This is a genomic window from Roseobacter sp. OBYS 0001 (genome assembly GCF_019654895.1).
Classification (GTDB): domain Bacteria; phylum Pseudomonadota; class Alphaproteobacteria; order Rhodobacterales; family Rhodobacteraceae; genus Roseobacter; species Roseobacter litoralis.
The window spans coordinates 1-23,202 of the sequence record NZ_BPES01000014.1 but is presented as its reverse complement, the minus strand read 5'-3'; the positions used below and the strand labels follow the sequence as shown (position 1 = coordinate 23,202).

Annotated in this window: 22 protein-coding genes, 1 tRNA gene and 1 pseudogene; 9 read left to right on the top strand and 15 right to left on the bottom strand. The window is 55.8% G+C overall.

What is annotated here, in order from left to right; genetic code table 11:
• Positions 1-19: 19 nt before the first annotated feature.
• Positions 20-2,560, top strand: coding sequence for a hypothetical protein (locus K5Q35_RS19265; protein WP_220801010.1), 2,541 nt, complete (start codon positions 20-22; stop codon positions 2,558-2,560).
• A gap of 377 nt (positions 2,561-2,937) precedes the next feature.
• Here K5Q35_RS19265 and K5Q35_RS19260 read toward each other — a convergent pair.
• The 14 genes from K5Q35_RS19260 to K5Q35_RS19195 form a co-directional block, all read right to left on the bottom strand.
• Positions 2,938-3,014 (bottom strand) — tRNA-Met (locus K5Q35_RS19260).
• Between the two features lie 66 nt (positions 3,015-3,080).
• Positions 3,081-3,917 carry a hypothetical protein gene (locus tag K5Q35_RS19255; RefSeq protein ID WP_044025734.1) on the bottom strand — a complete coding sequence of 279 codons (837 nt, stop codon included), beginning with the start codon at positions 3,915-3,917 and terminating at the stop codon, positions 3,081-3,083.
• 63 nt (positions 3,918-3,980) lie between these two features.
• Positions 3,981-5,087: a pyrroloquinoline quinone biosynthesis protein PqqE gene (gene pqqE / locus K5Q35_RS19250; protein ID WP_220801009.1), complete on the bottom strand. Its 1,107-nt coding sequence runs from the start codon at positions 5,085-5,087 to the stop codon at positions 3,981-3,983.
• A complete protein-coding gene (pqqD, locus tag K5Q35_RS19245) occupies positions 5,084-5,359 on the bottom strand; it encodes a pyrroloquinoline quinone biosynthesis peptide chaperone PqqD (RefSeq protein ID WP_013963496.1) in 276 nt (91 codons plus the stop codon). Before pqqD ends, pqqE begins: the two co-directional genes overlap by 4 nt.
• Before the next feature lies 1 nt (position 5,360).
• The gene (gene pqqC, locus K5Q35_RS19240) at positions 5,361-6,110 is read right to left on the bottom strand and encodes a pyrroloquinoline-quinone synthase PqqC (protein ID WP_013963495.1); all 750 of its coding nucleotides are present in this window, start codon (positions 6,108-6,110) and stop codon (positions 5,361-5,363) included.
• A gap of 1 nt (position 6,111) precedes the next feature.
• A complete protein-coding gene (gene pqqB, locus K5Q35_RS19235) occupies positions 6,112-7,005 on the bottom strand; it encodes a pyrroloquinoline quinone biosynthesis protein PqqB (RefSeq protein ID WP_220801008.1) in 894 nt (297 codons plus the stop codon).
• A 24-nt stretch (positions 7,006-7,029) separates the two neighbouring features.
• Positions 7,030-7,137, bottom strand: a complete 108-nt coding sequence (gene pqqA / locus K5Q35_RS19230) for a pyrroloquinoline quinone precursor peptide PqqA (protein WP_011567425.1) — start codon at positions 7,135-7,137, stop codon at positions 7,030-7,032.
• A gap of 96 nt (positions 7,138-7,233) precedes the next feature.
• Entirely contained in the window at positions 7,234-7,914 is a 681-nt protein-coding gene (locus tag K5Q35_RS19225) for a response regulator transcription factor (RefSeq protein WP_220801007.1), read from the bottom strand.
• A 10-nt stretch (positions 7,915-7,924) separates the two neighbouring features.
• Complete coding sequence (locus tag K5Q35_RS19220; RefSeq protein WP_220801006.1) at positions 7,925-9,520, bottom strand: HAMP domain-containing sensor histidine kinase; 1,596 nt, start codon at positions 9,518-9,520, stop codon at positions 7,925-7,927.
• 391 nt (positions 9,521-9,911) lie between these two features.
• A complete protein-coding gene (locus K5Q35_RS19215) occupies positions 9,912-10,703 on the bottom strand; it encodes an ABC transporter permease (RefSeq protein WP_013963490.1) in 792 nt (263 codons plus the stop codon).
• Entirely contained in the window at positions 10,700-11,419 is a 720-nt protein-coding gene (locus tag K5Q35_RS19210) for an ABC transporter ATP-binding protein (protein WP_220801005.1), read from the bottom strand. The genes K5Q35_RS19215 and K5Q35_RS19210 overlap by 4 nt, the downstream gene beginning before the upstream one ends.
• A 229-nt stretch (positions 11,420-11,648) precedes the next feature.
• Complete coding sequence (locus K5Q35_RS19205) at positions 11,649-11,852, bottom strand: hypothetical protein (RefSeq protein ID WP_220801004.1); 204 nt, start codon at positions 11,850-11,852, stop codon at positions 11,649-11,651.
• The gene (locus K5Q35_RS19200) at positions 11,821-12,798 is read right to left on the bottom strand and encodes a CoA ester lyase (RefSeq protein ID WP_013963487.1); all 978 of its coding nucleotides are present in this window, start codon (positions 12,796-12,798) and stop codon (positions 11,821-11,823) included. Before K5Q35_RS19200 ends, K5Q35_RS19205 begins: the two co-directional genes overlap by 32 nt.
• A gap of 80 nt (positions 12,799-12,878) precedes the next feature.
• Positions 12,879-13,544 (bottom strand): response regulator transcription factor, encoded by a 666-nt coding sequence (locus K5Q35_RS19195; RefSeq protein ID WP_013963486.1) that lies wholly within the window; start codon positions 13,542-13,544, stop codon positions 12,879-12,881.
• 206 nt (positions 13,545-13,750) lie between these two features.
• Between K5Q35_RS19195 and K5Q35_RS19190 the strand changes: the two genes are divergently transcribed.
• From K5Q35_RS19190 to K5Q35_RS19160, 7 genes and pseudogenes are all read left to right on the top strand, one after another.
• The gene (locus K5Q35_RS19190; RefSeq protein WP_220801003.1) at positions 13,751-14,989 is read left to right on the top strand and encodes an aminotransferase class V-fold PLP-dependent enzyme; all 1,239 of its coding nucleotides are present in this window, start codon (positions 13,751-13,753) and stop codon (positions 14,987-14,989) included.
• Between the two features lie 33 nt (positions 14,990-15,022).
• On the top strand, positions 15,023-16,222 hold the full coding sequence (locus tag K5Q35_RS19185) for a malate--CoA ligase subunit beta (protein WP_013963484.1): 1,200 nt from the start codon (positions 15,023-15,025) through the stop codon (positions 16,220-16,222).
• On the top strand, positions 16,219-17,106 hold the full coding sequence (gene sucD, locus K5Q35_RS19180) for a succinate--CoA ligase subunit alpha (RefSeq protein WP_220801002.1): 888 nt from the start codon (positions 16,219-16,221) through the stop codon (positions 17,104-17,106). Before K5Q35_RS19185 ends, sucD begins: the two co-directional genes overlap by 4 nt.
• The gene (locus tag K5Q35_RS19175; RefSeq protein ID WP_220801059.1) at positions 17,106-18,077 is read left to right on the top strand and encodes a D-glycerate dehydrogenase; all 972 of its coding nucleotides are present in this window, start codon (positions 17,106-17,108) and stop codon (positions 18,075-18,077) included. The genes sucD and K5Q35_RS19175 overlap by 1 nt, the downstream gene beginning before the upstream one ends.
• 40 nt (positions 18,078-18,117) lie before the next feature.
• Positions 18,118-19,407 (top strand): serine hydroxymethyltransferase, encoded by a 1,290-nt coding sequence (gene glyA, locus K5Q35_RS19170; protein ID WP_220801001.1) that lies wholly within the window; start codon positions 18,118-18,120, stop codon positions 19,405-19,407.
• 402 nt (positions 19,408-19,809) lie between these two features.
• A complete protein-coding gene (locus K5Q35_RS19165) occupies positions 19,810-20,346 on the top strand; it encodes a DnaJ domain-containing protein (protein WP_220801000.1) in 537 nt (178 codons plus the stop codon).
• Between the two features lie 1,177 nt (positions 20,347-21,523).
• Positions 21,524-22,023 (top strand): annotated as a pseudogene (locus K5Q35_RS19160) (transposase); the annotation flags it as partial.
• Positions 22,024-22,554: 531 nt separating this feature from the next.
• Here the strand turns inward: K5Q35_RS19160 and K5Q35_RS22970 are convergent.
• Positions 22,555-22,656, bottom strand: a complete 102-nt coding sequence (locus tag K5Q35_RS22970) for a hypothetical protein (protein WP_374758666.1) — start codon at positions 22,654-22,656, stop codon at positions 22,555-22,557.
• A 120-nt stretch (positions 22,657-22,776) separates the two neighbouring features.
• Here K5Q35_RS22970 and K5Q35_RS19150 point away from each other — a divergent pair, with 120 nt between their 5' ends.
• Positions 22,777-22,929: a hypothetical protein gene (locus tag K5Q35_RS19150; protein ID WP_220800999.1), complete on the top strand. Its 153-nt coding sequence runs from the start codon at positions 22,777-22,779 to the stop codon at positions 22,927-22,929.
• Positions 22,930-23,202 lie beyond the last annotated feature (273 nt).

The window sequence follows — 23,202 nt, the reverse complement described above, 5'->3', positions numbered from 1 at the left end:
CCAGATTGCGGGGCTTCACATGATCACCACTTCTATTCTGGCGTCAAACGCGGCTCGGTTTTTGCCATGTTTTGTGGCGATCATCGTGGCCGCCAGCCTTTGGCCGGCCGACCCTGCTCTAGCGGATGCACATGCGGCGGACACCGAACAGACCTGCAATCAAGACGCCATCGTACCGGACCGTCAGAGACTCCATACAATGACAGAGAAGGAGTTCGTCGACGCGGCAGCGATCGAGTTCAATCGGTGCCACCGCTATGTCTCTCCCACCGAAGGGATTCCATCGACGTTTCGGCCGAACTTGAACTTTCCAAGCGTCGCGCCAACGCCCGGCAAAGACGATCAGCCATGGAAAGAGTTCCACCCCATCGACCAGCCCGAGTTGTATCTGGACGCATTGCTTAGCTACGTGATGAAGGAATGCGGGGCGGATCATATCGACTGGAACGGAACCAAATGCGGTTGGTTCCACGCGCCCTGGATGCACGAACTGCGCGAACCAATGCGCGGGGTGACGCGGGAACGCAGCTCTCGGCTTGGGGAGTTGCATCCCAGCCAGACGGCGCGCACGCAGAACTGGGCTGTGGGCATGTACAATGACGTCGGCGGTTACGCCTTTCACCAGATCTGGGGCGAAAATCCGGCGTTTCCCAAGACGAACGACTTTGCCTTTGCCGATGGCACCGTCGCGGTAAAGCTGCTGTTCTCAACCGCCACGCCGGAACAGGCGCCTTACCTGCGTTTCGCCAAAACGTGGGACATTCACAACGGTGAAGAGATTGTGACTGCTCGGCTTATCCAGCTGGATATTCTGGTGAAGGACAACAGGCTGAAGGACAATACATACGTCGGTGCCCAATCTTCCGTGTCCAATGCTGACGGCGATAGCGCGGAGGCTGAGGCCGAAAGACTCAAAATCATCGAGATCAATCAGGACCTGACCGGTTGGGCCATGGGCAGCTATCTGTACAACGGCGCGATAGAAACAGCACCGCGCTGTGACCATTTGCATGAGGACGACAAGACGTTGGTTGAGCCCTGCGAGCAAGCGCGCTGGCGCGAGCGGCTGGTCCCCATCGGGCTGCAATGGGGCAATGATCCGGGCATGTTCGATCCCGAAATCAATCAGGAGAAAGTGGTCCAGCATTGGCTGAATGACCAAGTCACGACCATGTTTGCCGCGGGTCGCGCTATGAGCGGCCACCCGGCCTATCTAGGCTTTGAAGGGCGGATGAATGGTCCCGTCGACAACTATCGGTCCACCTGCTTGGCCTGCCACGCCCGCGCGGTGGATTTTGGCAGATATGAAGAAGACCGTCTGAAGTATGTGCCGTTTGTGCCGCCCGACATGGGCAAAACTGGTGAGGACCGTAATGCACAGCTGCTTCGCTTCTTTCGTAACCTCAATTCGGATGATCCTCTGGCCCTAAATGATGAATCGGATCAGCCTTTCGTGACGGGGACCCAAAGCTTGGATTATTCCCTGCAAGCCGCGGATGGCCTGAACTTGTTTCGCAAATGGGTCGAATCCGTTCCGCTGCCGGTTGGGGTCAAGAGAAAGACATACAACTTCGAGCCGGATTATGGCCCTTACGATGAGGTGCCCGGAGACCTGAATTTGGTCGCTTGGAACATCGCAAACCTGCATCACGAAACCGATGTTGCGCTGCGTAATGGCTCGGCCAGGCGGCTGGAGATGGACTACGCCAATCTTCGAAAGGTCGCCGATGAATTGAAAGGGCATGTCTACGCCTTGCAAGAGATCGGGTCGCCCGCCGCGCTGGCCCGCGTTCTAGACCCAAGCGAATATCACTTCGTGATGTCGAGCCGTTATGAGCCGGGCGACGAATTCCACCCGCCAAGCGAACGGGACATTTATACAGCCTTCGCTTTTTACAAGGCCGTGTTTCCCGAACCGCCAAAAGTCTCAACCCTGGACGCGCTCAGCTTGCCGCATCTAGCCTATGACCGCAGGAGAGATGCCGCTGACAGCCGCCCGACACGAGCTGGATTGGTTGTTGAGTTTCACCACAACGGCCACGATATCGCGCTGTTGAATGTTCATCTGAAGTCGTCATGCAACCGTGACGATCTAGCAGACATCAACGAAGACCACGCTGGTGAAAACAACCAAATGCCGCATATTCCCTATGCGTGCCGCACGATGACTGCCCAACTTGAGATCATCGAAAACTGGGTCGAGATGCAAATGGGTTTGGGTAAGAAGGTCATGGTCATGGGGGACTTTAACCGTCAACTTAACGTCACCGGTGATGCCTTTTGGAACGATCTAAATGATGGTCGCCCACGAGATTTGGTGAAGGGACCGCCCAACGTCAACGAACTTTGCTGGGATCGCCACCCCGCCTACAAACATCATTACGTAGATTTCATCTTAGCAGACAGCGCCCTGCTGAGCGCGGAAGAGGCAGAAGGTATCTCCAGGCCGGGCTATCAGAGCTATCTGAACGAGGACGTGATGAAAGCATACCTCAAGAAGCAGGACGCGAACCGTCTGAGCGATCATTGTCCCGTGGTACTCCAATTGCGCGGTAACTAGAGACAGAACGGGACTGGCTGAGATGCTGGCAAATGCCGATGAATCGCCGCTCCTGCTGCATCCGCACACAGCGCATGTCTGTCAGGATCGGGTCAGCAAGCTGTGCGAGAACCTGCAGCGCGAGGAGAACCGTGCACCAGCGATCGAAGTGCTGCGGTCGCTGGCCGAGCAAGTAACGCTCGTGCCTGACAATGGGGAATTAGCGATCATCCTTCGCGGGAATCTAGGAGCGACTCAGCGCTTTGCGTTAGGAAAGAAAAACCCCGACTTCCTTTCGGAGACCGAGGCGCTAGGCAAGTTGCTATCGCAAGCATTGTTGGTTGCGGGGGTGCGAACTAAACGCCTCTCACCAGATGCAGCTAACGACTGCGAGGCATTGGTTGCGGGAGTAGGATTTGAACCTACGACCTTCAGGTTATGAGCCTGACGAGCTACCGGGCTGCTCCATCCCGCGCCAATGTTCGTCTACCTATGTCACCGATCCAAAAGGTGCAATACCATCTTCACAAATTCTTTGAGGTTATTTTCCCTCACGTTCATTTGCTGAATTGTACGCGTTTGACTGCGACCAGATTTCTTCCACCCATTTTGCGGGGCGTGCATATTGGCGTAGTGATTTGAGCTTGTTGCTCGATTTCAATGCGCGCTTCACATGGGCGAGCGGGGGCAGATGAGGGGTTCTGCGGTTGTACTGACCGGCGATGGCATCCGGGGGATTCATGGCACCGGCGAAAATCACGACACGTGTTCCCTTTGGGGGGCGCGGGTCGAGGAAATAGTTGAATGGGAACCTTGGAATGCACTCAATTCTGAAATGTCGAACCCATTTCACGGGCCAGAATTTGACCCCATTGGGCGCATTCTTGGTCACAAAATGCTGCTCAAACCGATACTTGTCTGCGACCGCTTGCGGGTCGGACGCAAATTGTGCCTGCAGAGGTGCCAATGCGCCAACGGGCATCCGGTAGATTGATGTCTGGCCAAGCTTTTGCAGCGGTTTTGCTGCATTGCGCGCAAGCACCACATCGTCGGGCGATCCGAATTCAAAAAACGGATCAAGGGAGCCGGTAATCGTCACATCCAGATCAACAAAAAGAAAAGGACCCGAGAGGTCCCCCAGCACCGGCGCCCAGAGCCGCGATTTGGGCCACTGGCCAATCGTGTTTTCTGGCATGAACCCGGGCATTTCCGGCAGATCAAAGCAGTCAACCGCCGGATTAACGCCATCGCTTGTGTCGGTAAATGCCACGAAACGAAACGGAGGCGTGATGTTGGCATCCACCATTTCATAGAGGCGGTTTATGTAGGGTGCACCATATTTGGTGCCCCAGTTGATGCAGACGATGACCTTATCCATGCCAACAGCGCTAACAGCGCACCCGTTGTTCATCAAGCCTCATTTCCTTGGGGCGGGTTCGCCCTACTCGGCAGGCTCCGTTTCCTTGCCGGGGAATGTCCGATAGACGAGGGGGGCGTCGACTTGTGCTGCATGGGTGTCCGCCTGCGCCTGCAACGCGCCGTGATGGGGCGATTTGATGCAAACGGGATCGGTCGCAGATGCATCGCCGACAATGGCCAGCGCCTGACACCGGCAGCCGCCAAAATCTATGGTCTTGCGCTCGCAGCTTTGGCAGGGCTCCGCCATCCACTCGGTGCCACGATAGGCGTTGAACGCCTCTCCCTTGTACCAAATGTCACCTAGCGATTTGTCCTGCACACGATCAAAGGTGAGATGCGGGATGGATTGCGCCGCATGGCAAGGCAGAACCTGTCCATCCGGGATCACGTTGAAACCGGATGTCCCCCAGCCGCCCATGCATCGCTTGGGATAGTCTTCGTGATAATCGGCGGGCACATAGTCGATAACCAACGTGCCTTTCAGTTGCTTGCGGGCCTCTGCTACAATGCGGTTTGCCTCTTGTGCCTGCGCACGCGTGGGCATCAAGGCGTCGCGGTTTTTCAGCGCCCAGCCATGAAACTGGACGGTCGCCACTTCGATCCGGCGCGCGCCCATTTCTTGCGCCATCTCAAGCGCGCGGGGCAGCTGGTGCAGATTGCGACGGTGCAGAACGGCGTTGAGCGTCAGCGGAAAGCCGATCGCGCCGATCCATTCGGCAACCTGCATCTTGCGCTTGAAGCCACCGTTATAGCCGCCAATCTCGTCAGCCATTTCAGGGTTTGTCCCCTGCAGCGACAGTTGAACATGATCAAGCCCCGCCGCATCCAGTTCGCCGAGGCGCTTTTGCGTCAGGCCGATGCCCGAGGTGATCAGGTTTGTATAAAGACCCGCTTCGCGCGCTGCGATCACAAGCTCGGTCAGGTCACGGCGTGACGCAGGCTCCCCCCCCGACAGGTGCAGCTGCAGCACGCCCAGATCTGCCGCTTCGCGGAAAACGCGCGCCCATGTTTGCGTATCAAGTTCGGCATTCTGCCGGGTCAATTCAACGGGGTTTGAGCAATAAGGACAGGACAAGGGACAGCGGTGCGTCAGCTCTGCCAGCATGGCGATCGGTGCAGGTGGTTTCATTCAGACACGTCCAGAAAGCGACGGTTGCGCAAGGCGTCCAGAAAGCCCGCGCTATCCTTTTGGATTTGGTCCTGAGGCGCATCATAGCGGTCCGCCAATACGCTGGTGATTTCGCCAAAGCTGCGTGTACCATCCACTTCGTTCAGGATCGCATGGCCCACCGCATCGAGAGTTATCGCACGTTCAGGCGCCAAAAGGACCCATGCATCCCGCACACGATCATGGTGCAGGCGCACGCCGCGCGGCAAGCAGGGGATATCGGTGTTCATCATTTCATGATGCCTTTTGCAGTAATAACCCGTCGCCGGGCAGCCAAGCGCCGGGTGGCACACGCGCGGGCGCAACATAGGCCCCCCAAAGCGCGTCGAGTTGCGACCAGAGCACATCTGTCTTGAAGGTCAGGGCAGCCGCCGCCGCGTCCTGTTTTTCGGCCGTATCTGCCTGATCCAGAACCCAGGCCAGACCAAAGGCCACGTCTTTTGGTGCTTCCTTCAGGCGGTTCTTGAAATAGGACAGCGAACTGTCATCTGCAAAATCGTAGTTCTTGAGCAGCCCCTGAATGCGGTTTGCATGTATCTTGGGCGCAAAGAGTTCGGTGAGCGATGCCGCGACTGCCTCGAGCAATGTTTTTTCGCGCACATAGCGCACATAGGCATCCACCGCGAACTTCGTCGCCGGCAACACGCCCTCACAAGATGCGACATAATCGGGGTCAAGGCCGACCGCCTGCGCCAGCCGCAGCCAGCGCTTGATGCCGCCCTCGTTGTCGTCCGTGCCGTCGTGATCCTCAATGCGCGAGCGCCATTGACGGCGCAGGGCAGGGTCCTCGACCCGGCTCATGAAAGCTGCATCCTTCATGGGGATTGAATGCTGGTAATAGTACCGGTTGATCACCCATGCGCGGACCTGATCAGGTGTGCAGCCGCCTCCATGCAACAGATCGTGGAACGGGTGCAGGTCGTGATATCGTTCCGCGCCAATCTGGCGAAGGCGGGCTTCGAACTCTTCTCTGGATTGGGTCATGTCAGGTGATCTCCATGCCGTCTTGCCCGATAATCCACCCTGCGGCCTCGGCCTTGGCCTTCTCGGCAGAGGTTGGGCGAAGTACGGGGTTGGTGTTGTTCATGTGTACAAAGATCTTTTTGCCGATTGTAAGCCCTTCGAAAGCTGCGATGGATCCATCAGGGCCGCTCATCGACATATGGCCCATCCGCTTGCCGGTCTTTTGGCCCAGATTGGCGCGGACCATCTCGTCATCCTGCCACAGGGTGCCATCGAAAAACAGCCAATCCGCCCCTTCCAACCGCGCGCGCAAATCGTCGTTCAGCATGGCGCAGCCGGGGATGTAGAATGCGGTTTTTGACGCGCTCTCCAGTTTTACGCCCACGGTCTGATCGCCGATGAGGTCTGTTTGCACTGTCTCCCCCTCGAGATATAGGGGGACTTTTCCGGGCGCTGGGAAGAGCGTTGCAATCAGCCCTGGCGCCAGTTCAAAAGCTGCATCCAATGCAATGGTTTCGCGCGCAACTACACTGCTGTTAAGAGCGTCAAACATCGGGTTTTGGGCCAGTACATCATGTATCCCGGCAGTGGCAAACAAACTGAACGGCTGCATCTCGCGTAGGGTCAGCAAACCTGCCACATGATCAATGTCGCCATTAGTCACCAGCACTGACCGCAGCGGCAGTTCCCGCAACCCGCTTGGATGTAAGGCGGCACAATCGGCCATCTGATGTCTGATGTCAGGCGATGCATTCAGGATCGCCCAGTTTTCGCCGTCAGCGGTTACTGCAACAGACGATTGCGACTGCGCCGGAATTTCGCCGGTACGCGCAAGATTGCAATTGTCGCATCCGCAGTTCCATTGAGGCAAACCACCACCTGCGGCGGCCCCAAGGATATGCGCGCGGAAAGTCATTATGTCTGCCCGCGCGCTATATGTTTAGAACAAGTCGTCGCGGTCGTCGTGACGATCTTCGTTCTCTGGTCCGTACATGTTGATTTCCATGCCGCATTCGATTTCGCGGATGATTGGTTTCGTCCAAGCCATGGGGGTCTCCTCCACTGATTTATCGTCTTATCCTGACAGAGGATTCCGGTTTGCGCGACTCTTAATTTATAAGAGCATATACGACTTTAATCGGTATTAGAGCTCGCTGATCTGCGGTGCTGGACCCTCAAGAATAAATCCTTGGTTGCGTAGTGTTTTGATTTCAAAGTGAAAGTTGTAGTTCTTCAGCTTTTTGCGCAAATACCCGATATACACATCAACCACATTCTCGTTACTTGACCCTTCGGCGGCCCAGAGCGTGTCAAAGATCGCCCCGCGCGACAATGGCGTCCCGGAATGTCGGGCCAAAAGGTCCAAAAGCGCAAATTCGCGCTCCGTCAAGGTGACGCTGGCGCAGTCGTTTTTCAGCTCACGGGTGCGGCGTACCAAAAGCGGGGGCAGGGGGCGGTGCTGAGCGGAACGATGCTCCTGCACACGCAGGCGGGCGACCAACTCATCAAAGTTGAATGGCTTGACAACATAGTCGTCGGCCCCTGCTTCAAGCCCGGCGGCGCGGTGTTCCACATCTGACAATGCGGACAGCATCAGGATTGGCATGCTGACGCCAGAGGCGCGGGCCATGCGCACCAGATCGATCCCGCTGTCCGCGCCCAGCATTACATCAACGATAGCGCCGTCATACACCCCGGTTCGCAGCCTGCTCAATGCCCGGTCCGCCCGGTTTTCAGCATCTGTTTCATATCCATGCAAGGCAAGTCCCCGCGACAGGGCGGAGGTGATTTCCGGGTCGTCGTCGATGATCAACAAAGCGCTCATATGCGTTATACTAAGTGTTGGCGCGCGGCAGGCAAACCGCGATTTTCGTCCCGGGTGCATCGCCAAGTGCCTGATCGACAGGCACGGGGCTTGTCAGCGTTATACTGCCGTTTTGTTCGGTGATCACCCAGTGCGCGAGGGCAAGTCCGACCCCAAAGCCTTCGTTCGCTGTTGCTGAGCTGCCCTGTGAAAAACGATCAAACACATGCGCCTGATCCTGGGCGGGAATGCCGCCGCCATTGTCGGTGACGCTGACGCCGGCGCAGGTCTTTTCCAGCTCTGATGAAACATGGATCATACGCCCCGCGCGGGCATGGCGAATACTGTTGCGCATCAGGCTCACAAGGACCTGACGTATCCAGTTGCGGTCACAATAAACGGCAACGTCCGGCATCGCGTCAATCGTCAGTGTCATGCCTGCATTATCCACCTCCGCCTGAACCTCTACGGCCACGTCTTCTGTGAGTTCACCAAGAGTGACCCTGTCCGGATCCAGCGCCAGTTGCCCCGTGTCCGACCGGGCGAGCCTAAGCAGATCATCAATGCGGCGGTTGAGGCGTGCGGCGCGCGCTTCGATCGTGGCAAAGGCGGCTGCCGGGTCGGGGCTGCCTGTTTTGCCGATCTGCGCCTCCATCAGAATAACGGTCAGAGGCGTGCGCAGCTCATGGCTTATGTCAGCGAAAAAGCGACGGCGTTTGTCGTCAATCTCTTCGAGGGCATCATTGGCCGAACGCAGTGCTTCCGTGCGCTCAGCGATCGTATCATTCAGACGGTCCCATTGGGCTTGCACGTCATCGCGCCGCGCAATCAGGGCAGCGGCCATACGGTTGGTCTCGGCAGACAGCTGGCCGATCTCATCGAGGCGCGAGACTGGCAGCGCAACATCGAATTTGCCTTGCCCTATCTGTGTGGCGGCTCTGCGCAGGCGGTCCAGCCGGTTGAATTGCGGTCGGATGAGACCGAAGTAGAAAGCAGCGACCGCAAGCACGGTACCCGCAACAATTGCCAGCGCGATTCGAGTCAGTTGCAGGCGCAGATCGCCGATACCACTCATGATATTGTTGCGAAACAGCAGTTCGGTATTCACCGCCTGACTTAGCAAGGGGTCCAATCCTGAGGCAAAGGTGTCGATGTGCGTCCGCAGCCGGTTCGTATCATTGGTGTCATCTTCCAATCCGTTCAGCGTAGAGCCGAGGAGCGCCTCCATGCGCGCAAGGCCAAGAGATTGAGTGCCATAGCGTGACTGTGCGTCGATCCCTAGGGCGCGCGCTGCAAACACCGCCTGTTCAACGTCGCGGTGCAACTGCGTGAAGGTGCGGCGCAACTGGTCTGCCACCGGGGCGATGCGATCCCTGCGAATTTCCGGGGTCAAGCCGGTCTGGACGGCTTCGCTGGCGACTACCAGAAATGTCGCCGCTTGTGTCGACAAGCTGGCATAGCGGGCCACGCGCGTTTCCGACGCCACCGCTGCGTCGAGCCGTTGTGCAACCTCATTCAGCCCCAGATAAAGCGTGAGCGCTGTCAGGATGGTGCCCGCGCTCAAAAGAGCCGCGCCAGCCGCGAGCCGAAATTTCAACGATAGTGTGGATGCTTTGGTCGTTCTCATTTTGCTGCAGCTGCAAAGCAATTAGGTGTCGCGGGTTTGTTATGCCAGAAATTTGGGCATTTGATCAGGTTTTTGACGTGCGGATGCTGCCTTAACGTCGAATTTACCGACTTTAGTCTAGGTTTGAGACGTGTGCGGGAGGACGAAAAGAAGCAGATTACAGGAAAGTCAGAGCTATGATTGAACTTTTGTTTGTTGCATGCCTTGCGACAGCACCGGACCAATGTCGCGAACGCAGTCTCGTATTCACCGATGTCACACCAATGCAGTGTTTGATGGGTGCACAGCCCGAACTTGCCAAATGGGCGGCGTCCCACCCCAATCAAGATATCAAAAGCTGGCGATGTCGCGCTGTTTCTTTCGCTGAACGCGAGATCTGAGCACATCCCGCTTATCCTTTGCGCTTCATCATGCCGCGCGCTGGGTCATATCCCCAAGCAGCAACAACCCCCAGAACCAGTGTGCTGGCTAGTACCCACGCCAGCGCCGTCAGGTTTAGCTGGAGGTAGAGCAAAAAGCGAATGAGCTCTACCACATGGGTAAAGGGATTGATGGCGCAGATGTCGCGCAGCAGCGGTGAGCTTTCCCCCATTTTCCAAAGTGGGTAAAGCGCGGATGATAAAAAGAACATCGGGAATATCACAAAGTTCATCACGCCAGCAAAGTTTTCAAGCTGCGAAATAAAGCTTGAAAGCACCAATCCCAAAGCGCCCAACATCAGCCCGCCCAAGATCAGCCCGGGCAATACGGCGACATATCCAAGCGGGGGCATCGTGATGCCAAAGAGCGCTGCAATGCCTAAAAACGCATAGACCTGCAGCACGGAAATGGTCGTCGCGCCAAACAGCCTGCAAAAGAGTAACCACCATCGTGGAAACGGGCTGGTCAACAAAAGCCGCATGGACCCCATTTCGCGGTCATAAACCAGACTGAGCGAGCTTTGCATGCCATTAAAAAGCAGCACCATCGCGCACAAGCCCGGCACGATGTAGGTCTCATAAGTGATATAGGTTTGATAGGGTGGGATAATGGACAAGCCCAACGCCGCGCGGAACCCGGCTGCAAAGATCAGCAGCCAGACCAACGGCCGCACGAGAGCGGCGAAAAACCGTTCGCGCTGGTGTACAAACCGCAAAAATTCGCGCCCGACGATCGCCCGCGTCACGCCCCAGAACCCATTCATGCCTTTGCCCCTGTTTGTGACAAAAACCAATCAGATAAAGGTGTGTGGCCTCGTATATCGCCAGTCGTTCCCGACTCTATGATCTTGCCTTTGTGCAATACCAGCAACGCATCGGTGTCGCGCACTTCATCAGTCAGATGGGTTGTCCAAAGAACGCACAGGCCCTGATCCGCGAGGTCATGAACATGCTCTGTAATGCTCTGGCGCGCGGCGGCGTCCAATCCAACCGTTGGCTCATCCAGCAGTAAGACTGCCGGTTGGTGCAGCAAGGCCCGGGCCAGTTCCATGCGCCGTCGGTGCCCGCCATTCAGCGCATGGACCTTTTCATCGCCGCGCGCGCGCATGTCCAACCTGTCCAGCGCCTCATCGATCCGGCCGGGTACCTCGGTACGTGGCAACCCGTGCAAAGCCGCAAAATAGCTCATGTTCTGGCGCACGCTTAAATTCAAGTCGAGCGTGGGTTGCTGAAATACGACACCCAGTTCGGCCAGCGCACGGCGCGGGGTCGCGCGCAGATCATGCCCCGCAATCGAAATGTCGCCGTGCGGCGCCACCAATAGACGTGTCAGCAAAGAGATCAGCGTCGACTTTCCAGCGCCATTTGGCCCAAGCAGAGCGCAGAACCGACCGGGCTCCACCGTGAAAGAGACCTTGTCCAGCGCCGTTTTCGCCCCATAGGTAAAGCTGAGGTCCTGCACCGACAGCCCCAGCGTCATGGAGTGTTGCCGCCGTCACCTGTCACAAACATACCTTTTTCCCCGATGACCCACTGTTGGTGCAACTTTGCTATGAAATGACACACACAACAAGGACCGTGCGACACGACTTTTGTCTGTACGCCCGGAACTGCAGACGCGTTTGCGTTTTGAAGAGCGCGCAATCCAGAGACAGGGCACATGATGTGATCCGGGTGGTTGTCATTGAGCCCGCAGTAGCGATCGCAACTTATAAATAGCCTGTGGTCGCATCCAATGTACCTGTGCTGCGGATACATTCGGCAAGCGGCTTGGCCAGCGTTTCCCGCTGCACGGTCGACACGTCGGGAAGCGTTGCGCCGTGTAAGCTGCGCAACGCTTGTTTTTGTACTGTCCAGCCCGATTGAGGGCGATCACTTTGGTCAGGCGTTTGAAATTTGCTTTGCTTTTTCAACCAGAACTTCCGCCTGACGAATGGAGGCATAATCAATCAAACGACCATCAAGGCTCACCGCGCCCTTGCCGTCGGCCTCTGCTTGCGCCATCGCTTCCAGAATGCGCTGTGCTTTGGTGATTTCGGCGTCAGACGGGCTCATCACTTCGTTGGCGAGTGCGATTTGACTGGGATGGATCGCCCATTTGCCCTCGCAGCCCAGTACCGCTGCCCGGTAGGCAGCCGCTTTGTACCCGTCGGGGTCTTTGAAATCACCGAAAGGGCCATCAATCGGGCGCAATCCGTTTGCGCGCGCCGCCACAACCATGCGCGCAAGAGCATAGTGCCACATATCCCCCCAATGCGTTTGCCGGTTACCCTCGGCGTCGGGGTCTGTCAGAACGGAGTAATCCTCGTTCACGCCCCCGATGATCGTCGTGCGCGCGCGCGTGGATGCGGCATAGTCTGCCACGCCGAAATGCAGGCTTTCGTTGCGCTTTGATGCACCGGCAATTTCTGTGACGTTCTGCATGCCAAGTGCGGTTTCGATAATGTGTTCGAAACCGATGCGTTTTGAATAGCCTTTTGCGTCCTCGATTTGGGTGACCATCATGTCGACGGCATAGACGTCCGCAGCGGTTCCCACCTTCGGGATCATGATCAGATCGAGCCGCTCTCCGGCCTGTTCAACAACGTCGACCACATCGCGATACATGTAGTGCGTGTCCAGACCATTGATCCGAATCGACATCGATTTCGTGCCCCAGTCGATCTCGTTCAGGCCCTTGATGATGTTCTTGCGCGCTTGTTCTTTTTCATCCGGTGCAACGGCGTCTTCCAGATCCAGAAAGATGACATCAACGTCTGATTGTGCTGCTTTTTCAAACATTTGCGGCTGACTTCCCGGGACGGCAAGTTCGGAGCGATTCAGGCGGGCTTGCGCCTGATCAACAGGATGGAATGACATGGGATGTATCCTTTCTGGATGGTAATATTGTTGCGCCAGATAGGTTTCCTGAGACTGATTATGTCAAGCAGAGTTTCGGTCTATTTCGGTATACCGTCGTCCTGATCCCGCTCCAGCGCCAGCCGAGAAGAGTAGTAAAAAGCAATCGCCTGTGCCCGGTTTTTGACGGACAGTTTTTCGTACAGATTGGTCAGGTGAAACTTTACCGTATTCGTTGAAATCGACAGCTCTTTCGCCAACTCTCTATTGGTCAACCCTTTGGACAAAGCGTCCAGTGTCGCGCGTTCCTTGCGGGACAACAGGTGAATTGGGTCTGATTGTAGTTCGCGTACGTCGAGAAACGGAAAAACCATTTTGCCCGCGGCAACATCGACGCAGGTATCCAGCAATGTTTCAGCCGGGGATGAGCGCGATGCGAAAGCAGCCGCACCTGCGGTCATAGCGAGCCGGGGCAGATCGCCGGTATCATCGGCATAGACGATGATGCGCGGCGCGTTTTCCTGATCGCGCAAAACCTCAATCAGCTTTGCGCCACCCAAGGCAGGCAAGCTCCAGTTGATAATCCCGATTTGCACGGGGACCCGCATCACCGTCCCCAGAAAGCCCTCAGCCGTGGCGGTGGTCGCTACGAGAGAGAATCGCGGATCCCGGTCGATTACCTCTGACAAGGCTGACAAAACGAGCGGATTACTGTCAGCGAGCATAACGTCAATTGGTTTGCGATCTTGGTTAACGGCTTGATTCATCTTCTATAATCCAAGTTTACTACCCATTTTGGTGGGTTAAATTTTGGTATACGATGGTATTTTTATACCTTTGGGTGGGGTTTTTCCCACCCATTTAGATACCTAAAAGCAGGAGTAAGGTGCGTTGTGGCAATTGTCCACGCGATTATGTTGCATCAACGCCAATCGAGCCGTGATCGCTGCTCGCCATAATTTTCGGAGGACCTATGACCATTTTCCCGCAACTCGAAATCCCTGAGACAATCGCAGCCGGCCCGGGTCCTGGCAATACGGATGCGCGGGTTCTCGCACGCTTTGCCGGAGCGGGATTGGCCGACCACATGCATCCTGACGTCCTGCGCGGCATGGTCGAATGCAAACAGATGTTGCGTGATGTGATGGGCACCAAGAACGTGCACACCTTCGGCGTCGCCGGCACAGGTTGGTCGGGCCTTGACGTGATGTTCAGCGGGGTAATGCCCGGCGATACTGTTGTAATGTTCGTGAACGGTACTTTCTCGGGCATCGATGGGCTGACGGTCCGGATGAAAGCGGCAACAGCCGAAGAGCTTGCAGCGAACCCCAGCGATCCCAAACCGGCTAGCGTTACGATTATCGAAGTGCCGCACGGCCAGTCCGTGACCGGCGAGATTGTAGACAAGGCGCTGTCCGAGCACAAACCGCAGTGGGCAGCGATGGCGCATTGGGAAACCGGGTCAGGTCGGGTCAATGACATTCAGGGTTTCTCGGATGCCTGTGAGGCGCATGGCGCCATGGGACTGGTCGACGCGGTATCGTCCTTGGGCGTCGAAGACTTTCGCATCGATGATTACCCCGGCGTACATGGCTGGGCGTCCTGCCCGCAAAAGGGCATTTGTTGCCTGCCATTGACCTACGCACCCGTATCCTTTTCCGACCAATTCATTGAGCAGTTGAAGAAGACAGGTACGCGCACATTCGTACACCACCCGATCATGGAAGCGCGTCACTGGGGCATTGTGGACGGTAAGGACGTCGAAAAAGGCACCTACCACCGCACTCATTCGGCCTATGCCGTTGCTGCTTTCCACGAGGCACTGCGCATTACGCTGCAGCAGACTGTTGCGCAACGTGCCAAGGATTACATCTATCACGAGGCGGCACTTCGTGCGGCACTTACCGAAATGGGGTGTGAGATCACGTCCAACATGCCGTCGCTGATCGTGCTCAACCTGCCAGCCGAGATGGCAGGGCGCGAGATGGAGCTGGTGCAGCATTGCCGGGCACAGAATTTCGGCATCTGGCCGACATTGTCTGAGCCTGTGCAAGTGCGGATCGGTATCCTGAACCTGCTCAACCAGCAGGCCATTTCAGGCATCGTCGACAAGTTCGGGCAAGCCATGCGCGATCTCGGTGCAAGCTTTGATCAGGATGCGGTCTCGGCTGCACTCAGCCATCACTACGGACAGGCAATCGCCGCAGAATAATACCGTCATCCACGTCTTCTGGGAGGAGCGACCATGGATATCCACGAGTACCAAGCGAAAGAAGTTCTTGCAAATTTTGGGGTCACTGTGCCGGACGGCGCACTGGCATACAGTCCGGAACAGGCAACCTACCGTGCACGCGAACTCGGCGGAGAACGATGGGTTGTGAAGGCCCAGATTCACGCCGGCGGGCGCGGCAAGGCGGGCGGTGTCAAGGTCTGTTCCAATGACATCGAAATCCAGAAAGCGTCCGAAGGGATGTTCGGTCAAAAGATGATCACGCATCAAACCGGTCCCGAAGGCAAAGGTATCTACCGCGTGTACGTCGAGGCTGCGGTACCGATAGATCGCGAGATCTATCTGGGGTTTGTGCTCGATCGTACAACGCAGCGTGTCATGATCGTCGCAAGCGCCGAAGGCGGCATGGAAATTGAGGAAATCTCAGAGAAACGCCCCGAAAGCATTGTGCGGGCCATCGTGGAACCTGCGGTGGGCCTGCGCGAATTCCAGTGTCGGCAGATCGCATTTAAACTGGGCGTGGACGCAGGGTTGATTCAGCAGATGGTGCGCACGCTGCAAGGGTGTTACCGGGCCTTCACCGAGCTGGATGCGACAATGGTCGAGATTAACCCATTGGTGATCACGACGGACAACCGCGTGATCGCGTTGGACGCCAAGATGACCTTTGACGACAACGCATTGTTCCGTCACCCCCAGATCAGCGAGTTGCGCGATAAGTCTCAGGAAGACCCGCGCGAAAGCCGCGCCGCGGACAGAGGTCTGTCCTATGTCGGGCTGGACGGAAACATTGGCTGCATCGTGAATGGTGCCGGTCTTGCAATGGCGACGATGGATACGATCAAACTTGCTGGCGGTGAACCTGCAAACTTTCTGGACATCGGCGGTGGAGCCACACCAGAGCGTGTTGCCAAAGCTTTCCGTCTGGTTTTGTCAGACAAAAGTGTGCAGGCAATCTTGGTTAATATTTTTGCCGGTATCAATCGCTGCGATTGGGTTGCCGAAGGTGTCGTGCAAGCCATTAAAGAAGTGCAGGTGGATGTGCCTGTAATTGTTCGGCTTGCCGGAACCAATGTGGAGGAGGGGCAGAAAATACTTGCCCAATCCGGCCTGCCGATCATCCGTGCAGCGACATTGAACGAAGCCGCCGAACGCGCTGTGGGCGCATGGAAAAATGACCTCTCACAGGGCACAAAAATGAGGGCTGCATCATGAGTATCCTGCTGGATCGCGACACAAAAGTTATCATTCAGGGCATTACAGGCAAGATGGCCCGTTTCCATACCAAGGACATGCTCGAATACGGCACCCGCGTTGTCGGTGGCGTAGTTCCGGGCAAAGGCGGTGAAACAGTCGAAGGTGTGCCTGTGTTTGACACCGTAGAAGAGGCGGTCGCGCAGACCGGGGCCGAGGCATCGCTGGTTTTTGTGCCGCCGCCTTTTGCGGCTGACAGCATTATGGAAGCCGCAGATGCGGGGATCCAGTATTGCGTTTGCATAACGGACGGTATCCCCGCGCAGGACATGATCCGGGTGAAGCGCTATATGTACCGTTACCCAAAAGAGCGCCGCATGGTGCTGACCGGGCCAAACTGTGCTGGCACGATCAGCCCGGGCAAGGCGCTGCTGGGGATCATGCCGGGGCACATTTACCTGCAGGGCAACGTGGGTATCGTGGGCCGGTCGGGCACCCTAGGCTATGAGGCTGCAGCGCAGCTGAAAGAACGCGGCATCGGTGTGTCCACATCGGTCGGGATCGGCGGGGATCCAATCAACGGGTCGTCCTTCAAAGACATCCTGCAGCGTTTCGAAGAAGACGAAGACACCCATATTATCGCAATGATTGGTGAAATTGGCGGGCCACAAGAGGCAGAAGCGGCGGAGTACATCCGCGCGCACATCACCAAGCCCGTTGTGGCCTATGTCGCAGGTCTGACCGCACCCAAAGGGCGCACGATGGGCCACGCGGGCGCCATCATCTCGGCCTTTGGGGAAAGTGCGTCTGAAAAGGTCGAAATCCTCTCAGCCGCAGGTGTGACCGTTGCTGAAAATCCGGCGGTCATTGGCGAGACGATTGCAAAAGTGATGGAGGCCGCATGATGGTTAAGCCAAGCGTACTCGTCACACGTCGGTGGCCCAAGATTGTTGAGCACCACCTGTCAGAGAAATACAATGTGCAGCTTAATCGGACGGATCGGCCCCTCACCTCTGAAGAGTTTCGCGAGGCGATCGCCAGGTATGACGCCGTTTTACCGACCGTTACCGACAAGATCCGGGCCGACGCACTTGATGCCCCTAACGTCCAAACGAAAATTCTGGCCAACTACGGGGTTGGCTACACACATATTGATGTGGATGTCGCAAAGACCCAAGGGATTGCCATCACTAACACGCCAGATGTTTTGTCCGAATGCACGGCCGATCTGGCCATGACGCTGATGCTCATGGCGGCGCGACGTGCCGGCGAAGGCGAACGCGAGTTGCGCGCTGGTGACTGGTCTGGCTGGCGTCCAACGCATCTGGTCGGCACCAAAGTGTCCGGCAAGGTGCTGGGCATCGTGGGCTTCGGACGCATTGGTCAAGAGATGGCACGTCGTGCGCATCATGGCTTTGGCATGCAGATCGTGGTTTTTAACCGCTCAAAAATAGCGCCTGAGGTACTGGCGCAGTTCAACGCGCAGCAGGTCGCAACGCTGGATGAGTTGATGCCGCTGTGTGATTTCGTATCGCTGCACTGCCCCGGTGGCGAAGAAAACCGTCATATGATCAACTCAAAGCGGTTGAACCTGATGAAGGAAGACGCATTCCTGATCAATACCGCGCGTGGTGAAGTCGTGAATGAACTCGCGCTGGCGCAAGCCTTGATGTTTGATACCATTGGCGGTGCCGCTCTGGACGTGTTTGACGGGGAACCACGGATCAACCCAACGCTGGCGCAATGCGACAATCTGGTGATGCTGCCACATTTGGGAAGCGCCACACGCGAGGCCCGCGAGGCGATGGGGTTTCGTGTGCTGGACAACCTTGCCGACTTCTTTGACGGACGTCCGCCACGCGACCGCGTCGCCTAACTTAACAACCTTTTGCATCTGACACTAATTGGAGGCGACAATGAACGCGCTTGACCGAAACACTTCTACATTCTTTACTTCCAGCCTTGCACAAACAGACCCTGAAATCGCATCTGCGGTTGCCTTGGAATTGAAACGCCAGCGCGATGAAATCGAACTGATCGCGTCAGAAAACATCGTTAGTCAGGCCGTGATTGAGGCGCAGGGCTCTGTCATGACGAACAAATACGCCGAAGGGTATCCGGGGCGTCGGTATTATGGCGGATGCCAGCATGTGGATGTGGCGGAAAACCTTGCGATTGAGCGGGCGTGCAAACTTTTTGGATGTGATTTTGCCAATGTGCAGCCGAATTCAGGCAGTCAAGCCAACCAAGGCGTGTTTCAGGCGCTTTTGAAACCGGGTGACACGATCCTCGGGATGAGCCTCGACGCGGGTGGTCATTTGACCCACGGGGCTGCCCCAAACCAATCCGGAAAATGGTTCAACGCCGTTCAATACGGTGTGCGAAAAGACACGCTGGACGTCGACTATGACCAACTTGAGGCATTGGCGTTGGAGCATAAGCCACAGATGATCATTGCCGGGGGATCGGCCATTCCCCGCACTCTGGATTTCGCACGCTTCCGCGAGATTGCAGACAAGGTTGGTGCCTATTTGCTTGCTGATATCGCGCATTATGCCGGGTTGATTGCGACCGGGCATTACCCATCGCCATTCCCACATGTACATGTCGCGACGACGACGACGCATAAAACACTCCGCGGTCCCCGTGGCGGCATGATAATGACCAATGACGAGGCAATCGCGAAAAAGGTGAATTCTGCGATTTTCCCCGGCATTCAGGGCGGTCCATTGATGCACGTTATCGCGGCCAAAGCCGTCGCCTTTGGTGAAGCGCTGCAACCTGACTTTGAGCGCTATCAAGCACAGGTCATCAAAAATGCTCAGGCCATGGCAGATGAGTTGATCAAAGGCGGCCTCGACATCGTGACGGGCGGAACTGACACCCATCTGATGCTGGTCGATCTGCGGCCGAAAGGGGTCAAGGGCAACGTAGCGGAAAAAGCGCTTGGCCGGGCGCATATCACCTGCAACAAAAACGGCATTCCGTTTGATACCGAAAAGCCGATGATCACTAGCGGTCTGCGGTTAGGATCACCCGCAGGAACAACGCGTGGATTCTCTGAAACAGAGTTCCGGCAGATTGCAGGCTGGATTGTCGAGGTGGTGGATGGCCTCGCGCGCCACGGTGCAGAAGAGAACGGCGAAGTCGAGGACAATGTCCGGTCGCGCGTGCAAACCCTTTGTGACGCCTTTCCAATCTACTGATCACACGAATGAAAAGCGGATGCGCGGGATGTAATATCCCGCGCATCCGCTAACCTGCACGGCAAGTGATGCCGTTGAAAATGATGGCTATCCATTTTGTGCTATATGTGACGAGACGGTGACACAGGCAAACAGCGTGCTGCACTGTAGTTCCTCTGGCAATTTACGTGTCTTCGCGACCGTTAGAATTGGCGCCGGATAAAGCAGCCTCTGACATAACCGAAAACTGCGGCCCTCGCGTTTGGCACAATTTCTCAATTGCGACGCCATCTCGTGGCTCTGCTTTGCCTGAGAGAATTCAGAGTGAGCAATTAACCACAAACAAATATCAACGTATTTGTTTAAATTTTTTTATAATATGAAAGGAAGACAGTTAGATTATCGAAATGGTTTGGAATCCTCATGGCCGCTACTCCAGAACATGCAGCACGCGTACTTGGACTTGACGAAACAGCAAGCATGGATGACGTGCGGCGCGCACGTCGTGAATTTGCCATGAAGTATCACCCTGATCGCCGTCCTGATGTCACCACATCAAACCGTCACATGGCGCGCGTCAATGCAGCCGCCGACACGCTGATCGCTCATATCCGAGACAAAGCAAAGCTAGCATCCAAGGCGCGGCAGCCACAATATACAGACTTTTCGAACAGTCGTGCATCCAAGTCGAAAAACCGGGGTCGGACTGTCAATGCTCAAGGTTCAACTGCAGCAAAGCCCGACCTGCAGACAGATATATCATCCACTGAACGTGGGTCGCGGACAGTCGCGTTGAGACAGCCCCTGGCAGCCCTTTTGGTTGCCGAACGCTCTGGGCGCGACAATGATTTAATCCGCCTTGCCGCAAGGTCCTACCGCACTGTTTTGCAGCAAATCACCCAGCCTGACCGAGGGCCGACCGTGGATGCACGTGCGCTGCGTTTTAAAACCGCAGTTTAAAGTTTCGAACCGCTTTCAATCAAAGTCGAGGCGAAATGACCAAATCTTTTTTTGTGCGGTAATGTGTTCTGAGCCAAAAAAAAAGCTTATAATAAACAAACGTTATTGGTTGTGATCACATCCGCTATACTGATGTTGCGCGGTGACATGATATCATCAAAGGTGAGATTGTTGTCTACAGTGTTAAGCAATGAATATGCTCCGGGTGCGAATCCAATCAGATAATGCAAATACTCCAGCGCATTGACCCGCTGCGAAACAAGCTTGGTGTCTCCGCCCCGGGAAACCGCGGGATCTGGACCTTATTGGCCCCTTAGCATTTCAAAACCACTACGCCTCAGAGGGTGTCGTTTACAAAACTGTACGTGTCGAGGGTTAGAGCTGCTCCTTTGATGTTGCTTGCAACTGCAAAGTAGATTGACAACGCACAGCGCGGCATGATCCCGAGAGAGGACTGAGACGGCATACGATTTTCGCGAGGATGCGCCGCGTATTGCATTGGCCAGCAGTCGCAACGCAATTTCGATGAGAGGGACGCAAGCAGGTGGCATGCGATCTGGGTGTCTGCAACGTGGCGCCGAACCAATGGATCACGGCGCATTTAGAGACAGAGGTAGTGTCCAAGGACGACACAAATCTCATCCTGTAGAAAGACGGCCTTTGACACAAGGACCGCATTTTCATCAGCAGCCGGAGATCTTAAAAAAAAGGCGATGGTATCTGTGGCGAGCTAAAAGCGGTGATGCTTTAGTTCATTGCGGGACGCCGATCTGCGGTTCCTGTTGGCCGGATGTCCCGCGTGATGGACGTTGGTCTACGTGGTTTGCGCACGTTCTGCCAGTCGACGACAACGGTCTGATCTGGTCACGCTGACGCACTTCAATGACCAACCGCGCGTCGACTTGGCCAGTTATGGTAGACCACGGAAGACGGGAGAACTGAAAGAGATCGGCTTGAATGTCGGGCCAAACCAAAGGTGGCGGGTCACATCATCTGTTTCTGGACCAACGAGGGATAGTGACATGTGGCTGTGACCCTTGGCCTGCCCGAAGCTAGGAGACCCTGAAACCAGTAAGCCATGGTTAGACAGCAGTGATCCCCCCCTTTTGAACGGGTCCATCGTTATGTTTAGGAAACACAGGATCACAAACGGCAAACAAGCGATCCAAGCCCAAAGATAAGGCAGGTTGAAGTTCTGATGGGGCAAGGCATGCCGCGTCTGGATGCGATAAGACAAATAGGCGTCGTTGAGCAAACTTATTATCGCTGGCGCAAGCAATATGGCTAAACGGGCACAGAACAACTGAAGGAGTTCAAGCATCTTCAGAAAGAGAATGAGAACCTGAGACGGGCGATTTCGGATCTGACGCTCGATAAACTCATTCTGACGGAAGCAGCGAGGGGAAACTTCTGAGCCCCGCCGGCCGCCGTGCCTGCATCAAGCATGTGCGCAGCCAGTACAGAGCATCGGAGCGCAGAGCCTGCCGGGTACTGGGGCAACACCAGTCTACACAGAGGCGAGTTCCGAAAGGACGCCCGGACGAGGACAAGCGGGTTGCCGACATGATCGAGCTGGCCCGGCAATATGGTCGCTACGGCTATCGCAGGATCGCTGCTTTGCTCAGAGAAGCACCGATCATCATTGAAGAATGGAGGAAGCACTACAACACAAAGAGACCGCACAGTGCATTGGGCTACCGCCCACCAGCGCCAGAGGCCATCGTTCCGATGGACCAAAGGCCAATCATGCACTAACTTTCAAATTGCACCACTCAAGTGGGGCCGCTCAGCAGAATACGGCAAAAGAGCGATTATTTGCTCTCTTTGTGTTGCAGCCCGATCAATCGTATCGTTCATCTATCCGACGGTATGTGTTGGACGACTACGGACAGGTCTAAAACTCATATAACCTCTCCCCACTCAGCGTGACAGGATTCCCGTACGGAAGGCAACTTTGAGCACTCGTGGTCGTTTGAGGCGGAGCCCGGATAATCCCCCTGTCTCTCTATTTACAGATTGATAAGTGGTGAGATCGCGTTGCTCGTGTCCTGAGATACAACTTCTCTTATTCATTTTTGAGAATCTGCGTGTTGATTTCTGGCCCTATGCGACCTGCTTTTGCCACGTCATTTTGACCATGAATTCTTCGGGTGTAAGACTTCTCAATGAACAATTTGGTCGGTTTTGGTTATGGCTTGCCTTCGATTTTCAGATCTCTGATCTTGCGTCTGTGAGCGACGAGAAACGGGCTTCGTTCAGGCAAGTCTCTTGGAAAATACTGTTGTAACTCTTGACGAAAGCGTTGTGTATTGGCTTGCGATGGGGAGATATTGTGCCAATTGACTCTGGTTCTCTTTACGCCATTTGAGGACTGCCGAATATATCTCTTCCGCCCGGCTATCGCAGGCAATTGCCTATGAAGAACCGCGGATGCGAATGATCGTCGCCGTCGCCGTCGCCGTCGCCGTCGCCGTCGCCGTCGCCAGCCCGCGCGTAAGCGGTACGCCGGACGGCGATGTGTCTTGTAAAAGTGATGAACACTCTTGGCTGAAACTGTCCAAGACGGCCAGTCCAGAGAAATGACGCCAATCTGTGAAAGCGTCCGGAACTAAATGCCGGGCGCCAACACTCGTTGATTGCTCCACGCGTGGCCGCCGCGCGTCATGTGCCTAATGCGCGCTTGCGACCATTGTGCTTTCGCCGATGGAGACCTTTTCTTGCGGTAAAATCGCTTCAGCCTCTTCCGGTTCATGCGAATGCGCCGGCGTTCAACCGGTATTTCCTTGATAGCCTCTTACATATTGACCTGCTCCCCTGAAAAGTCCGGTGTTTTGAGTTAGCCTGTTCTCCAAGTAA

Coding starts and splice junctions, on each gene's coding strand:
- pqqD (WP_013963496.1), bottom strand. CDS start 5,359: ATGATGAACACCGATATCCCCTGCTTGCCGCGCGGCGTGCGCCTGCAC.
- K5Q35_RS19195 (WP_013963486.1), bottom strand. CDS start 13,544: ATGAATCAAGCCGTTAACCAAGATCGCAAACCAATTGACGTTATGCTC.
- K5Q35_RS19190 (WP_220801003.1), top strand. CDS start 13,751: ATGACCATTTTCCCGCAACTCGAAATCCCTGAGACAATCGCAGCCGGC.
- K5Q35_RS19185 (WP_013963484.1), top strand. CDS start 15,023: ATGGATATCCACGAGTACCAAGCGAAAGAAGTTCTTGCAAATTTTGGG.
- K5Q35_RS19210 (WP_220801005.1), bottom strand. CDS start 11,419: ATGACGCTGGGGCTGTCGGTGCAGGACCTCAGCTTTACCTATGGGGCG.
- sucD (WP_220801002.1), top strand. CDS start 16,219: ATGAGTATCCTGCTGGATCGCGACACAAAAGTTATCATTCAGGGCATT.
- K5Q35_RS19225 (WP_220801007.1), bottom strand. CDS start 7,914: ATGAGCGCTTTGTTGATCATCGACGACGACCCGGAAATCACCTCCGCC.
- pqqC (WP_013963495.1), bottom strand. CDS start 6,110: ATGACCCAATCCAGAGAAGAGTTCGAAGCCCGCCTTCGCCAGATTGGC.
- glyA (WP_220801001.1), top strand. CDS start 18,118: ATGAACGCGCTTGACCGAAACACTTCTACATTCTTTACTTCCAGCCTT.
- pqqB (WP_220801008.1), bottom strand. CDS start 7,005: ATGACTTTCCGCGCGCATATCCTTGGGGCCGCCGCAGGTGGTGGTTTG.
- K5Q35_RS19220 (WP_220801006.1), bottom strand. CDS start 9,520: ATGAGAACGACCAAAGCATCCACACTATCGTTGAAATTTCGGCTCGCG.
- pqqE (WP_220801009.1), bottom strand. CDS start 5,087: ATGAAACCACCTGCACCGATCGCCATGCTGGCAGAGCTGACGCACCGC.
- K5Q35_RS19150 (WP_220800999.1), top strand. CDS start 22,777: ATGCGAATGATCGTCGCCGTCGCCGTCGCCGTCGCCGTCGCCGTCGCC.
- pqqA (WP_011567425.1), bottom strand. CDS start 7,137: ATGGCTTGGACGAAACCAATCATCCGCGAAATCGAATGCGGCATGGAA.
- K5Q35_RS19165 (WP_220801000.1), top strand. CDS start 19,810: ATGGCCGCTACTCCAGAACATGCAGCACGCGTACTTGGACTTGACGAA.
- K5Q35_RS19215 (WP_013963490.1), bottom strand. CDS start 10,703: ATGAATGGGTTCTGGGGCGTGACGCGGGCGATCGTCGGGCGCGAATTT.
- K5Q35_RS19255 (WP_044025734.1), bottom strand. CDS start 3,917: ATGGATAAGGTCATCGTCTGCATCAACTGGGGCACCAAATATGGTGCA.
- K5Q35_RS19175 (WP_220801059.1), top strand. CDS start 17,106: ATGGTTAAGCCAAGCGTACTCGTCACACGTCGGTGGCCCAAGATTGTT.
- K5Q35_RS19265 (WP_220801010.1), top strand. CDS start 20: ATGATCACCACTTCTATTCTGGCGTCAAACGCGGCTCGGTTTTTGCCA.
- K5Q35_RS19200 (WP_013963487.1), bottom strand. CDS start 12,798: ATGTCATTCCATCCTGTTGATCAGGCGCAAGCCCGCCTGAATCGCTCC.